11 protein-coding genes and 1 pseudogene are annotated in these 14,114 nt (G+C 60.4%); 9 read left to right on the forward strand and 3 right to left on the reverse strand.

What is annotated here, in order from left to right:
• Nucleotides 1-34 precede the first annotated feature (34 nt).
• The 7 genes and pseudogenes from NATTI_RS0122645 (at nt 35) to NATTI_RS0122675 (ending at nt 9,379) form a co-directional block, all read left to right on the forward strand.
• Entirely contained in the window at nt 35-1,195 is a 1,161-nt protein-coding gene (locus NATTI_RS0122645) for an acyl-CoA dehydrogenase family protein (protein WP_006091277.1), read from the forward strand.
• Between the two features lie 187 nt (nt 1,196-1,382).
• Nucleotides 1,383-2,324 (forward strand): DUF7260 family protein, encoded by a 942-nt coding sequence (locus NATTI_RS0122650; RefSeq protein WP_241434367.1) that lies wholly within the window; start codon nt 1,383-1,385, stop codon nt 2,322-2,324.
• Between the two features lie 95 nt (nt 2,325-2,419).
• Nucleotides 2,420-3,053: pseudogene (locus NATTI_RS27195) on the forward strand (IS6 family transposase).
• A 355-nt stretch (nt 3,054-3,408) separates the two neighbouring features.
• A complete protein-coding gene (gene rdfA, locus NATTI_RS0122655) occupies nt 3,409-4,059 on the forward strand; it encodes a rod-determining factor RdfA (protein WP_006091283.1) in 651 nt (216 codons plus the stop codon).
• 86 nt (nt 4,060-4,145) lie between these two features.
• A complete protein-coding gene (locus NATTI_RS0122660; RefSeq protein ID WP_006091284.1) occupies nt 4,146-6,134 on the forward strand; it encodes an archaea-specific SMC-related protein in 1,989 nt (662 codons plus the stop codon).
• A gap of 846 nt (nt 6,135-6,980) precedes the next feature.
• A complete protein-coding gene (locus NATTI_RS0122670) occupies nt 6,981-8,177 on the forward strand; it encodes an ABC transporter ATP-binding protein (protein WP_006091286.1) in 1,197 nt (398 codons plus the stop codon).
• 2 nt (nt 8,178-8,179) lie between these two features.
• Nucleotides 8,180-9,379 carry an ABC transporter ATP-binding protein gene (locus NATTI_RS0122675; RefSeq protein ID WP_006091288.1) on the forward strand — a complete coding sequence of 400 codons (1,200 nt, stop codon included), beginning with the start codon at nt 8,180-8,182 and terminating at the stop codon, nt 9,377-9,379.
• A gap of 48 nt (nt 9,380-9,427) precedes the next feature.
• Here the strand turns inward: NATTI_RS0122675 and NATTI_RS0122680 are convergent, their stop codons facing one another.
• From NATTI_RS0122680 to NATTI_RS0122690, 3 genes are read right to left on the reverse strand one after another with little or no spacing between them, the layout of a single operon-like run.
• Nucleotides 9,428-9,874, reverse strand: a complete 447-nt coding sequence (locus tag NATTI_RS0122680) for a DUF3830 family protein (protein WP_006091289.1) — start codon at nt 9,872-9,874, stop codon at nt 9,428-9,430.
• Nucleotides 9,871-10,644, reverse strand: a complete 774-nt coding sequence (locus NATTI_RS0122685; protein WP_006091291.1) for an SDR family NAD(P)-dependent oxidoreductase — start codon at nt 10,642-10,644, stop codon at nt 9,871-9,873. Before NATTI_RS0122685 ends, NATTI_RS0122680 begins: the two co-directional genes overlap by 4 nt.
• A 33-nt stretch (nt 10,645-10,677) precedes the next feature.
• On the reverse strand, nt 10,678-11,661 hold the full coding sequence (locus NATTI_RS0122690; RefSeq protein ID WP_006091293.1) for an asparaginase: 984 nt from the start codon (nt 11,659-11,661) through the stop codon (nt 10,678-10,680).
• Between the two features lie 154 nt (nt 11,662-11,815).
• On the opposite strand from NATTI_RS0122690, the gene NATTI_RS0122695 reads away from it, so the two are divergent.
• The gene (locus NATTI_RS0122695; protein ID WP_193787793.1) at nt 11,816-13,144 is read left to right on the forward strand and encodes an extracellular solute-binding protein; all 1,329 of its coding nucleotides are present in this window, start codon (nt 11,816-11,818) and stop codon (nt 13,142-13,144) included.
• 48 nt (nt 13,145-13,192) lie between these two features.
• Entirely contained in the window at nt 13,193-14,101 is a 909-nt protein-coding gene (locus NATTI_RS0122700) for an ABC transporter permease (protein WP_006091295.1), read from the forward strand.
• The last annotated feature ends 13 nt before the right edge of the window (nt 14,102-14,114 follow it).

The following is a 14,114-nucleotide window of genomic DNA, read 5'->3' on the forward strand; positions in this document are numbered from 1 at the left end:
ACGCTTAATAACGCTTGTCAGTTGAGTATAGACAATGACTGGGATCTCAAACGTCCTTCTGGATCAAGAACACCAACTGTTTCGAGACGAGACGAAACGGTTCGTCGAGAACGAGGTGCTGCCGGAGGCGAGCGAACGGGACCCGAACCGAGAAGAGATGTCGGCCGAACTCGTCGACAATCTCCGCGAGATGGGTTTTTTCGGCATTCTCATCGACGAGGAGTACGACGGTCTCGGGCTGGATCTCAAAGCCTACGCGGTGATCGCTGAGGAACTCTCTCGAGGCTGGCTCAGCGTCGGCAGCATCATCGCTCGCGGCCAGAGTCTCGCGGGGGCGACCGAGGAACAAAAACGGGAGTATCTCCCGAAGATGGCGAGGGGAGAACTGCTCAAGAGCATCGCGATCAGCGAACCCGACGCCGGAAGCGACGTCTCAAACATGCGACTGCAGGCGGAGCGAGACGGCGACGAGTACGTCCTCAACGGCCAGAAGATGTGGTGTACGTTCGCGAAGGGGTCGGATTTCATCCTGACGTACGCCGTCACCGACTCCGATGCGGAGCCGTCCTATCGCGGCATCTCGGGATTCATCGTCGAAAAACCGGCTGGAACGTTCGACCGAGAGGGGCTGAGCGGAACTGCGATCGACAAGATCGGTTACCACGGCTGGAAGACCTGGGAAGTCAACTTCGACGACGTCCGGGTCGACGCGGACAAACTCGTCGGCGGCGAGGAGGGGCAAGGGTTCTACCAGATTATGGAGTTCTTCGAGGAAGGCCGGGTTCACACGGCGGCCAGAGCGGTCGGACTGGCTCGCGGCGCGCTCGAGGACTCCCTGGGATACGCGGAGGAACGAGTGCAGTTCGACGAACCCATCTCGGAGTTCCAGGCGATCCGGTTCAAACTGGCCGATATGGCGACCGAGGTCGAAGCCGCTCGAGCGTTGACGCTCCTCGTCGCCGACGCCGTGGACCAAGGCGAGGGCGCGGACGCCGAGGCCGCGATGGCGAAACTGTTCGCGAGCGAAGTCGCGGAGCGCGTCACGAGTGAGGGCATTCAGATCCACGGCGGCTACGGATACACCACTGACTTCGACGTCGAGCGCTACTGGCGAGACGCCCGACTCACCCGAATCTTCGAGGGGACGAGCGAGATTCAGAAACGGATCATCGCCGATAAACTGCTCTCGTCGTAGTTCTCGCCCGAACTTTCTCGCCGTTATCGCTCGACGGGCACTGCCCGCAACGATCAGGCCTCTGAACAAGTCCGAAAATCACCATTTTAGCGGAGCGTGTTCGGTTAGTCAACAACCCACCGGCTCGTACTGTAATTTCGATCACAGAAACGATGATAACGTGTACCATAGAATGAGTACGTACTCAATGACTACCGCGACCGCCTCTCCTGACGGTGCACCTCGCCCTCGAACCGTGCACAACGAAGCGACGCAGACGATCGAATTCGGAGTCGTCACGATGGGACTGCTCGTCGTCTGGCTCGTCTGGGTGTCCGACGGCCACTCGCCGATGCCCGGCCTGGGTGCCGATTTCTCTCCCGTCGAACTCGGGACCCTCGTCGCCAGTAGCTCCATCCCTGCGGCGAGAACCGCCGTCGATCGGGAGCGCGAGCAACTGATTCAGGAGCGCGACGGCTTCCACCAGTTCACGACGGAGGTCGACTCGATTCCCGTCTCAGCCGACGGTGGCGCGGGTCTCCCGCCGGTCGGCGTGAGGCAAGCGAACGCGGTCGTGGGCGAACTCGATAGCGTTCGGGCCGCCTACCGCGAGTGCATCATGGAACTCGAGCATTTCGATCAGTTGTACGGCGAACAACTGTACGACAACATGGCGTCCGAACTCTCGGAAGACGTCGCGATGGCCGTCGTCCACGGCGACCGGTTCTCGCTTCCGGTAAAACGAGCGACGATCCAGCGGGCGACCGAGGCCAGTCTCCGCCGCGAGCGACTGTTACAGACGGTCGACGCCGAACGTGATTCGCTCGACCGCGCGGAACGCGAGCTCCGTGCGCTCGCATCTGATCTCGAGGCCGAACCGTCGCTGTCCGAGTTCACGCTCACCGAACTCTTCGAACACGAGCGACGGTTGTCCCGGTGGAAAGTTCGGTGCGAACGATCGCTGCGACGTCGCCAACAGCACATTCACGCCGAGAGCACGTTCCGATCGAACCCCGACCTGCTGTTCGTTCAGCCCTATCTGTACGCCGAACTCGAGACTCACTTTCCGGTGTTAGACGCCTGTCTTCGACTGCACTCGCGACTCGAAACGCGCCAGCAGGCGGTCCACCGCGCGATCACGTATCGGTGATCCGGTTACCCACTTACAGCGGCGTCCCCGCACGGGTTGGCGAAGCTCGGTGTCCTGTACTGCGGTGGTTACCTATCTCCGCCGAATACTACTCGATAACCCGCTATTTTCGCGACACTCGAAATCAGATCGAGATCAACTTGGAATTTGTAGAGCGAAAAGCAACATCACGGCAGTTGATAACGCCCTGTATTCAGGTTCAACGCGCTCGACTCTCGCTTTCAAATACTGTTCGGAATCCCGAGACATCTGGCGTTTTTCGGGCTCGGTCAACGGTCTATAATTGAGTTCACAAGGCCAATCTACAGTTGAAAACGGGTGCAACCCGAATCACTTACGGTTACCGAGACTGTGATACAACTCAATTATAACCAGGACTGGTTGTACGCTGCTATTGATCTTGGGTCAAACAAATCGCTTCATACAACGCTTGAAACGCGTATAACGAAGCTTATAGCGAATGCATTGGTTCGGGAACTACGCGAGAAGCACGATCTCTTTGACATCGTGTTTCTTACTGGTGACAATCACTCACCGAACTATGCATGTGAACGTCACTATCTTGATTTCAGATACGAACGAGACGGAACCATAAATCGCGTTGAATGTCTATTTAGAGAGGTAACACGACGCACCTAACTGTTTTCAAACTGCTTTACCAGCGCTAAAGAAACAACTGTTGACCAGTGGCTCTACTTATTCTTGGTCATTCGGAATCTGGTAATCTGAACACGATCCAAATTATCGTAGCCATTGAACGTCATTGTACACCTGATCGTACGAGGGCTGTGCGGTTCGGAGCGTGCGCGGTTCGGAGCGAGCGCGGTTCAGAGCGAACGGGAGAGACGACCCGCGAACTGTACGATCGGTGTGTCAATCGCTTCATCTGTCACTATTGGAAGCAGGAGGTTTTAGGCCCAAATGGATATACTGTTCACACATCATGCAAAATTCATATCGAGGATGTAGTTATTTTACAAAATCGCATTTCACCACCACGTGGACGGGTATTGTTACAACCATACTACCGTAAATCGGCCGGCAATCCGAACGCTTTTTGCGTGGCGGTCTGTAAAACGGGATAATGACTGAACGCAGACAGCCGGCCGATTCGAACGACTCCTGTGGATGTAAGCTCGGACGCGTCGCCGGAGAGTACGGGCTCCAGCGCCTCGACGACCAACTGGTCGAATACTGGACCGGCGAGCGGGACGAAAAGATGAGCACGCGCCAGCTCGCGACCTATGTGAACCAGCGGGTGCTCGAGACCGCACTCGAGGACGCGAATATCCTCCTCAAAGACGGGGAGATCGAGAACACCTACCGGCTGTTGACCGACGACGACGTCAGTAGCGGGACACAGGTCCAGACGCGAAACGAACTCGAGCGTGACGGCGTCGCGATCGACGATGTCGAATCGAACTTCGTCTCACACCAGACGGTCTACAACCACCTGACGGACTGTCTCGAAGCGACGCTCGAGACGCCGAGCGACGATGAACGAGTGGAACGAAGCGCCGACAAACTCGGGGCGCTGCAGAACAGAACTGAGGCAGTGACATCGGACACGGTCGCCCAACTCAAGCGAAACGATATCCTCGACGTCGGCGAATTTAACGTGACCGTCTCCGTAACCGTGACCTGTGAGGACTGCCTCCAAGAGTATCCGATTCGGACGCTGTTGGACGAACGGTCCTGTGACTGTCAGGACGCGGCCGCGGAGGATACGTCATAACAGGGGTCCAAATCGACGATTTCGCAACCAGTTCGCCGCGTACCGAAGGGGCAAAATATTTTTGATGGGAGCGAGAACGCGGTGATATGGAAAGTGAACTGGATAGGGCGGAACGTGATACTCCAGAGCGAGCGACGCTCTTCGTCGACAATATCGGCGGGATCGACGAGACGGAGGTCTCGTTTCAGCCAGGGGCGACAGTGCTTTCGGGACGAAACGCAACCAATCGGACATCGCTGTTGCAGGCGATTATGGCCGCACTGGGGAGCGATCAAGTCAGTCTCAAAGCCGACGCCGAGGAGGGGCGGGCGGAGCTCGAGCTCGGCGACGAAACCTACCGACGGACGCTGCAGCGTCGAAACGGCACTATCGTTACCGACGGCGAGCCCTATCTCGACGATCCCGAACTCGCGGACCTCTTTGCGTTCCTGCTCGAATCCAACGAGGCGCGACGCGCCGTCGCTCGCGGCGACGATCTCCGCGAACTGATCATGCGTCCGGTCGACACCGACGCGATTAAGGCCGAAATCGAACAGTGTCAGCGACGGAAACAGGAGATCGACGACCAGCTTGCGGAGTTGGACGAGCTCGAAGGCAAGCTCCCCGACCTCGAGGCAAAGCGGACGCGAGTGACCGACGAGATCGAAGAGCTCGAAGAAGAGCTCGAGGACGCACAGGCGGAACTCGAGGAGACCAATGTCGACGTCGACGAACGGCGGGAAGAGCAGTCCGAACTCGAGGCGAAACTCGAGGAACTCCGTGATACCCGCTCCGATCTCGAACGCGTCCGCGATCGCATCGAAACCGAACGCGAAAGCATCGACGCGCTCGAGGAAGAGCGCGAGGAGGTCGAGGAGCGCCTCGACTCGCTCTCGTCCGGCGACGAGTCGGAGGTTAGCCGACTCGAGGCCGAGATCGAGACGCTTCAGGACGAGAAGGCGGCGCTCTCCGACGAGATCTCACAGCTCCAGAGCACGATCCAGTTCAACGAACAGCTCTTGGACGAGCAGGAGTCGGTGCTTCCGGACGCCGACGGGGGCACCGGTGGGGACGGCGAACCGGTGACGGACCAGCTTTTGGCTGACTCGGAGACGGTCACCTGCTGGACCTGCGGTTCGTCGGTCGCACGCGATCAGATCGAAACGACGATCGAACAGCTTCGAACCGCGCGCCAGGAGCGACTCGAGGAGCGATCGGGGATCAGCGCCGAACTCGACGAGAAACGGGAGACGCTGTCCACGATCAACGAGAACCGCACCGAGTACCGCCAGACGCAGCGACGCCTCGACTCGGTCGACGACGAGATCGAGCGCCGACGCGAGCGTATCGAGGCGTCGACTGCCGACCGCGAAGAGCTCACCGACGAGGTCGACGACCTCGAGGCTACGATCGACGACCTCGAGGCCGACGACTACAGCGGGGTTCTCGACCAGCACAAGGAGGTCAATCAGCTCGAGTTCAAACTGGAGCGAAAGGAACGCGAACGAGACGATCTCGACGATCGAATGGCATCGATCGAGGAGCGCCTCGACGAGCGCGAGACGCTCGAGGCCCGTCGCGACGATATCACCGACGAACTGACCGATCTGCGCACGCGGATCGACCAGATCGAGGGCGACGCCGTCGAGGCCTTCAACGAGCACATGGAGAACCTCCTCGAGGTGCTCGAGTACGGCAACCTCGATCGGATCTGGATCGATCGGACCACCCGCGAGGTCCGCGAAGGTCGTCGGAAGGTCTCGCGCTCGTCGTTCGATCTCAAGATCGTACGCAGCACCGACGACGGCGCGGCGTACGAAGACACGATCGACCACCTGAGCGAAAGTGAGCGGGAGGTGACGGGGCTCGTCTTCGCCCTCGCAGGCTACCTCGTCCACGACGTCTACGAGACGGTGCCGTTCATGCTTCTGGACTCGCTCGAGGCGATCGACTCCGAACGGATCGCGATGCTCGTCGAGTACTTCGAGTCCTACGTGCCGTATCTCGTCGTGGCGCTGCTCGACGAGGACGCACAGGCCGTCGAAGTGGACCACGGCGTGATCACGGAAATCGACTCGGCGTCGGCGGCCCAGTAACGGGGTTCGGTCCCGGGCTGGCTTTTTTTGCGCCTCAGCGGTCGGTTGGCGGCAGTGGAAACCGGAACCGTCTGTCCCGTTGCCGGTGCGGCGAACCGTGTGTGGCGGGTGGATTTTTCAACAGGTTAACTGGGCCCAATAGATACAATAGGTCCAGTAGGTGCAATAGCTACAATAGAAACACTGTTCACCGAGTATACGATTCCACGATGGACACTACTGTGAATTTGAATGGTTCGGGTACTGGGCTTTCTCCTATACTAGTTTCACAATGATAGGTTCTAACTTTCCAGTACTGATCTCGGATCGAACTGGTGCCGGCGTCCACGAATACCGACGAGATGGAACTCTGTCCGCGAATGAAACGCATTTTTGACCGTGCTATCCGTATCAACCGATACAGCCGACAGAAGACTCACGTCCACGGGTAAAGCGCCTGAAAATGCCGTAATCGTGCGTTATACTTGATATGAGTGATAGGTCGTTTCGCTTGAGACCGTATCACTAACCGACGAGCAGAACGACGGCATCGTCACGTTCGACACGAACTGGAAATCATATCGTTGATCGACTGTCACGCTCGCAGACCCGTCCGAAAGCGAGTATTTTAATGTTTTCGACGCCGGAAGTGACTGACTCCAGAGTAGTACTTGAAACCGGTACGATACCGAGCCGAAAATCGAATACGGAGTACAACGGGAGTCACCCGACGGCTGCCCGAACCGTGTAACGTCGGTTCGTCGAGGGTGACAGATCCCGACTCAATCGTACATCTCAACCCGGTTTCGACCGCAGTCGCTCGACTCGAGCGAACCGTCATCGACGAGAGCGGTCCAGAAGTCCTTCATGATCGCTCTCTCGCCCGACCCGCTCGAGGGGGTAGAGCTAAATGCTCGCTACACACAGTGTGCAGTGATGACGGCTACCGCAATAGCGATCGAGTCAGTGACCAAATCGTTCCGCAGCGAGACGGTGCTCCGCGATATCGAACTGGAGGTCGAGGACGGCGAGTTCTGCGTCGTGCTCGGCCCGAGCGGTTGTGGGAAGAGTACGCTTCTCAAGTGCATCGCCGGATTGATCGAGTCCGACGACGGGACGATCACGCTCGATGGTCGTGACGCGGCCGAGCTGTCCGTCCAGGAACGGAACCTCGGCTACGTGTTCCAGGAGTTCGAAGAGACGTTGTTCCCCCACAAGAGCGTCGCGGAGAACATCGCGTTCGGTCTCGAGCAACGGGACGACCCGCCCACTCAGTCGGAGATCGACGAGACGATCGACGAGATGTTGACCTTGTTAGCGATCGAGGAGACGCGGGACGATCTCCCGGGAGCGCTCTCGGGCGGGCAACAACAGCGCGTGGAGTTGGCACGACAGCTGTGTCGCAACTGCGAGGTGATGCTCTTCGACGATCCCTTGGCCGACCTCGACTACAAGCTACAGAAACGCATGGAACTCGAGATGCGGAGCCTCCATGCAGACCTCGGGAGTACGTTCCTCTACATCACACACAATCAGGATCAGGCACTCAAACTCGCCGACAAGCTGGTCGTGATGAACCGCGGCATGATCGAACAGATCGGCACTCCGGAATCGGTGTATCACGATCCTCAGAACGCGTTCGTCTGCCGATTCGTCGGCGACTCGAACGCGCTCGTGACGAACGGGAAGCCGACCGAGGTCGGCGACGGCGTCGTGGACGTCCAGACCGAGGCCGGTCCGATGCGGGCGACCGCACAGAACGGTGCCGAAAAGGAGACGGGGATGGTGATCGTCCGACCCGAAGCCGTATCGCTCGAGACGGACGACTGTGACGTGACAGTCACGGGCGTTCTCGAAGGTCGAACGTACACTGGCGAAACCACCGAGTTCGCGGTGTCGCTCGATGGAACCGACCGCGAGTTCTACGTCGTCGTTCCGGACAGCCCCGAGATCGGTGCGATCGGTGATTCGATCGAGCTCGGCTGGAACGTCGACGACGCGCTCTACTTCGACGAACTCAGCGTAACCGACACCGTTACCATCACGGATCTCATTGAAGAATGACAATGTCTGACATAGAATCCACCGAGGCGGACGTATCGCCGCCCGAACCAACGGCCGACGAATCGCAATCGGTCGCGCTCGAAGTCGACGAACTGACGAAGATCTACCCCGACGGAACCGTCGCCGTCGAAGATATCAGCTTCAGTATCAGGGAGGGAGATTTCTGCGTGCTGATCGGCCCCAGCGGCTGTGGGAAGTCGACGACGCTGCACTCGCTCGTCGGTAAAATCCCGGTGACTAAGGGAGCAATACGGCTCGGGGGCGAAGACATCACCGACGAGCCGACCTACGAGCGCGACATCGGACTCGTCTTCCAGGACTTCCAGCTGTTTCCACACCTGACGGTCGAGGAGAACATCGGCTACGGACTGGAACGTCTGCAGGTCGACGCAGACGACCGCACGGCTCGTGTCGACGACATGATCGAGATGATGCGCCTCGAGGAGCTGGTCGATCGCCACCCCGAGGAGCTCTCGGCCGGGCAGAAACAGCGCGTCGCACTCGCCCGGAGCATGGTCCTCAAGCCGAAACTTCTCTTGCTGGACGAACCGCTGGGAGATATGGACTACAAGCTTCAGAAACACATGGAGCGAGAGTTGCTCCGGCTCCACCGCCAGCTCGACACGACGTTCGTCTACGTCACGCACGACCAGACGCAAGCGATGCGGCTGGCCGATCAGATCGTCGTCATGAACGACGGCAAAATCGAGCAATCCGACTCCGTCGAGCGCGTCTACAACGATCCGGCGACGGCGTTCGTCTCGGCGTTCGTCGGTGACTCGAACATCCTCACGGGCGAGCTGACCGAGGTCAGCAACAACGGCAGCTACGCGCACATCGAAACGCCGCTCGGAACGTTCCTCGTAACCACGGAAAACCTTCGATCCGAACCGACATCCCTCGTGGGGGAACGGATCCCCTTCTCGGTCCGGCCGCAGTATCTCGAGGTCACCGACGACCTCGATAACAGCGTCAGTTGTCGGGTCGAAGACGTTATTCACCAGCCCGGATCGGGGACGCAGGTAATCCTCGAGGCGACCACGTCCGAGGGGACGGCCCACGAACTCCAGTTGAAGTCGTTCGACCGCATCGACCCGTCAGACACCGTCACTGTCGGCTGGAGCGCGGATCACGCGACGCTGCTCGAGCAAACGAGTATCGTCGACGGGATCGATCTCGAGACCGATATTCTCGGCGAATGAGCGTGCGACCGCGGGGTCGTGACCGACCCTCCCGCTGCGATCTTCCCATTACGATCGATCTTCGTCCGACCCCCGGATTCGTACGGTAACCGGCTGAACCCCGTCTCTGAGCGTCAGTTCTTCCAGTGCGGTGAGTTCCTCTCGCGTCGCCTCGAGCGTGCCGACGTGGTTTCCGGCGAGTTCGCCGGCCGGGCTCTTGAAACAGGTCGGGCCACAGGCGACCAGGATTTCCTGTTCGTTCCTGTAGCCGGGGTACAGCAGAATATCGCCTCGAGACGGGTAGACGGTGTGGTTCTCTCGGGGGAGCTCCGGGAGGTCGATCTCGTCGATGTTGATCCACGTCGCGTGGCCGCTCCACCGGACGTGCATCAGCTCCGAGGTCAGCGGGAGGAATTCTTGCAGCGCACGAACCGACTCGGGGGCCTCCGACTCGAGCAGCGGTGCCACGTACGTGTTCTCGCCGACGGTGAGGTGGAGTTCGCTCACGACGTTCACCTCGCCGTCCAGCCGCCGTCGACGCGCAGGACGTGGCCGGTGACGAACTCGCTTTCTTCGCCCGCCAGAAACAGCGCGGCGTCCGCGACGTCATCGGGGGTCCCGAACCGGGGCCACGGCGTCGACGCCTGCCAGTCGGCGAGAAGTTCCTCGTCCGTCTCTCGCCACTCGACGTTTTGTGCGGTCTCGATGATGCCCGGCGCCAGCGCGTTGACGTTAATCTCGTCCGCCGCGTAGTCGAGGGCCATCTGACGCGTCAAATTGGAGACGCCCCCTTTCGACGCGCAGTAGGCCGCACTGTTTTCCCCGCCGACCAGCCCGTAGATCGACGAGAGGTTGATAATTTTCCCGTGATCGCTCTCTTTCAGGAGCGGGAGCGCGTGTTTGCTCGCGAGGAACACCCCCCGGAGGTTGACGTCCATGATGGCGTCGTACTCGTCGGCGGGCGTCTCGTGGGCCTGATTCTGGAAGTAGATCCCCGCGTTGTTCACGAGGATATCGAGTCCGCCGAACTCGGTCGCCGCCGTCTCGAGCGCCGCTTCGATGTCGTCCTCGTCGGTCACGTCCAGTTCGACGTACTCGTAGTCGGCGTCGACCGCGTCGAGACGGTCGAAGACGGACTCCTCGTCCTCGAGTTTCGGCTCGCGTCTGACGTCGGTGACGACGACGCTCGCGCCTTCGGCGCCGAACGTTGCTGCGATCGCGTTTCCGATGCCCGAACTCGCACCCGTAACGATTGCGACACGGCCGTCTAGGCGTCCTTCTGTCATACGTCAACAGCATCCACGGCCGGGGAGAAATAGCTACCGCTCGGCTCGCTCGCCGGCGAACAGTCGCCGTCGCTCCTCTACGTCGTCGGCGACCGAACAGACGACGGCCAGTTTGATTCGCGCCTTGTGAGCCGGCAGGTCGTCGCCGTGGATCGCCCCGTGTGAACGCAGGGTGCTCCCGCCGCCGTCGCCGCCGTACACCGGGGCCGTCGTCCCAGCCTGACAGCGCGACGTGACGACGACGGGGGTGTCGTCGGCGACCGCATCGGCGATCGCATCGCCGAGGGCGCTCGTCGTGTTACCGAGTCCCGTTCCGTCGACGACGAGTCCGTCGACGCCGCCCTCGAGCGCTCGTTCGACCGGGCGACGCCCGACGCCGGCGCCGCTGGGAACGATCGCGATGTCGCTCGTCACCTCCCCCACGTCGAACGTCGCCGAGTAACTCCTCGGCTCGCGGACGATTCGAATCTCCGACCGCGTCACGGTGGCGACCGGTGCCGTACTCGGCGAGTCGAAGGTCTCGAGTGCGCTAGTGTGGGTCTTCGTCACGTCGCGTGCGGCGTGAATTTCGTCGTTGGTGACTACGTAGACGCCGTCGTCGAACCGTTCGTGAGTAACGGCCCTGACCGCTGCCAGCAGATTCGCCGGTCCGTCCGGACTGACCTCGTCGGGTCGTCGCTGTGCACCCGTGAACGCGACCGGAATCTCGCCGTCGAGGACGAGATCGAGAAAGTACGCTGACTCCTCGATCGTATCGGTTCCGTGGGTGACGACGACGCCGTCCGCGCCGTCGGCCGCGACGCGCCGGACGGCCGCCGTCAACTCAGCCATCGTCTCGAACCCCATATCGTAGCTCGGAATCTGGGCGACCTCCTCGACCTCGATCTCGGCGTGGCTCTCGGGTTCCGGGACGGCCTCGACCAGTTCCGCCCCGCGTTTGCTGGGCGTTGCACCGCCGGTCGCACTCGTGCTCGCGATGGTCCCGCCCGTGCTGAAGACGACGACAGTTGGTGGCATACACCATGATCGTCCGGGGATTGGTTATCTCTTTCGCACGACTGATTACCGTTACGGAATGTTCAACTGAATGCGGCCTTATGGTGTAACATCTCTTCTTCTGATGCCCCTAAGAGGAACGTTTAATACGGCTGGGTGTGTGTGACAGCCTGTAATGCCAGACGGTATCAGTAGACGAAACTTTGTTGCGTACGGTGGAGCAGCAGCGGGTGCCGCGCTCGCGGGATGTGTGGGTGGCGACGACGGACCGGCACGACCGCTCGAATGGATCGGCCCGGACTGGGCAGTCAGCGACGAACAGGCCGCGAAGATGGAGGAGATGTCCGACGTCGAAGTAAACACGACGATCGCGACGATCGGTGACACGCAGGCAAACCTCCTCGGCGGCGGCTCCCAGAACACGGACGTGTTCACCTCGGACACGACCGGCTCCGGGGCGCTCACTCGAGACAACCCGGTGACGATTCCGATGCCGGTCGAGGACCTGGACAACTGGGACGAAGAGCAGATTTCCGACCTGTTCACGAACCCTCAAGAGCGGCTGAGCCACCTCGGCGAGCAGGTCGAGACGGTCAATCGTGAGCTGTGGGTCGACGGGGACAGCCGCGACGAGATCCTGTTCTCGCCGTACGCCTACAACTTCGACGCGATGGGGTACAACCCGTCGTTCGTCGACGATGTCTCCCTGTGGAGTGCACAGTTCGACGAACAGTACGAGGGGGAGGTGATCGTCGGCGAGACGGCGGCGATCACCATTCCGCAGGCAATCATGCACCTGCTCGACAACGACATGATCGACGGGGAGATCGGCGAGTTGAACGACCCGACTGAAGACCAGCTCGATACGGCGATCGACTTCCTTATCGAACAGAAAGAGGCCGGACAGTTCCGCTCGACCTGGGAAGCGTACGGAGAGTCCGTGACGCTTATGGCCGGCGAGGAAGCGGTCATCGGCGACATCTGGCAGCCGGCGGCGATGGACGTTCGCCGGGAGGGAACGCCGTGTACCTACGCGACGATGAGCGAGGGCATTCAGGGCTACCGGTACTGGTACGGCGGGATGGCGACGCTCGAGGGCGCACGGGAGCGCCAGAACGTCGATCAGGTCACATTCCTGTACGACAAGGTTCACCTCGGCGCGTGGTTCCCCGGCTTCGTGCAGGGTCGCGGCTACTCGGTTCCCCACTACGAGAACGAGGAACTCGTCCGCGACGGCTCGGACGACTCCGGCGAAGGGATGGGGCCGGAGTACTACGATTGGGCGTACCGCGGCGAGGCCACCTACGAGGAGATCGACGAACCGGCACTGTTCGATCCGCTCGACTACGATTGGTCGATGGAGGAGGGCGACCCCGACTCGGACGGCGGCACCCGCGACAGCGGACCGATCGAGGAACGGATCGACCGCATCGGGTTCTTCCAGATCTGGCCCAGTGAGGCGGACTACATGGTCTCGCGTTGGGAAGACTTCCAGGCCGCCTGAACAGACTATGCTTTCGACACTTTCGACACAACCAGCGAGACGAATCAAATGAGTTCAGAACCGAAAACCGGAGTTTTGAGTCGGCTACGAATCGATAAAGACGATCTGAACAACGAGGTAACCGGCCTGGTAGCACCGACGGTCATCTGGTTTACCGTCTTCTTGCTCCTGCCATTGCTGGTTATCTTCTACTACAGCTTCCTCACCTACTCGTCGTTCAACGTGATCCACGAGTTCACGCTCTCGGCCTGGATCGATGACGTGTTCGCCTCCGGAGCAGTCCGCGGCGCGTTCGTCCGAACGATCGGGGTCGGAGTCGTCGTCACCTTCATCACGCTCGTGTTCGGCTACCCGCTCGCGTACTATCTTCGATTCCACACCACGCCCATGGTCGGGCTCGTCCTGCTGTTGTTCCTCGTCATCCCGTTCTGGACGTCGGAACTGATCCGGACGTTCGGCTGGTTCCCGATTCTCGGTCGAAACGGAGTCATCAACGGGCTGTTGATGAACCTCGGGATCATCGACGGGGCGATCGGCTGGCTCCTGTTCTCGTCGTTCTCGCAGGCGGTCGGCTACCTGCAGAACTACGTGGTGTTCATGGCCGCACCGATCTACATCTCGCTCTCGCAGATCGACGAGGGGCTGCTCAACGCGTCTGAAACGCTTCGGGGCAATCCCATCGAAACGTTCCGGAACGTCACGTGGCCGCTGAGCCTGCCAGGGGTCGCGATCGGCTGTATGTTCACGTTCGTCCTCACGATCGGGAACTTCACCGTTCCGTCGTTCCTCAGCGGCGGTGCCAACACCGTTCCCACCCTGATCTACAGCCGCTACAGCCAGGGGCTGAACTACCCATCGGCCGCCGCGCTCTCGATCACGCTACTCGTCGTGATCTTCGCGTTCGTGTTCCTTCTGTTCCGCGTCGTCGACATCACCGAGATCGCGAGCCAGGAGTAACTCGAGCCCCACG

The sequence above is a fragment of the Natronorubrum tibetense GA33 genome (genome assembly GCF_000383975.1).
Lineage (GTDB): Archaea > Halobacteriota > Halobacteria > Halobacteriales > Natrialbaceae > Natronorubrum > Natronorubrum tibetense.

What these genes read in the sequence shown, in the direction of transcription:
- NATTI_RS0122700 (WP_006091295.1), top strand. Translation starts at nt 13,193, where the DNA reads ATGAGTTCAGAACCGAAAACCGGAGTTTTGAGTCGGCTACGAATCGAT.
- NATTI_RS0122685 (WP_006091291.1), bottom strand. Translation starts at nt 10,644, where the DNA reads ATGACAGAAGGACGCCTAGACGGCCGTGTCGCAATCGTTACGGGTGCG.
- NATTI_RS0122675 (WP_006091288.1), top strand. Translation starts at nt 8,180, where the DNA reads ATGTCTGACATAGAATCCACCGAGGCGGACGTATCGCCGCCCGAACCA.
- NATTI_RS0122650 (WP_241434367.1), top strand. Translation starts at nt 1,383, where the DNA reads ATGACTACCGCGACCGCCTCTCCTGACGGTGCACCTCGCCCTCGAACC.
- NATTI_RS0122670 (WP_006091286.1), top strand. Translation starts at nt 6,981, where the DNA reads ATGATCGCTCTCTCGCCCGACCCGCTCGAGGGGGTAGAGCTAAATGCT.
- NATTI_RS0122690 (WP_006091293.1), bottom strand. Translation starts at nt 11,661, where the DNA reads ATGCCACCAACTGTCGTCGTCTTCAGCACGGGCGGGACCATCGCGAGC.
- rdfA (WP_006091283.1), top strand. Translation starts at nt 3,409, where the DNA reads ATGACTGAACGCAGACAGCCGGCCGATTCGAACGACTCCTGTGGATGT.
- NATTI_RS0122660 (WP_006091284.1), top strand. Translation starts at nt 4,146, where the DNA reads ATGGAAAGTGAACTGGATAGGGCGGAACGTGATACTCCAGAGCGAGCG.
- NATTI_RS0122695 (WP_193787793.1), top strand. Translation starts at nt 11,816, where the DNA reads ATGCCAGACGGTATCAGTAGACGAAACTTTGTTGCGTACGGTGGAGCA.
- NATTI_RS0122645 (WP_006091277.1), top strand. Translation starts at nt 35, where the DNA reads ATGACTGGGATCTCAAACGTCCTTCTGGATCAAGAACACCAACTGTTT.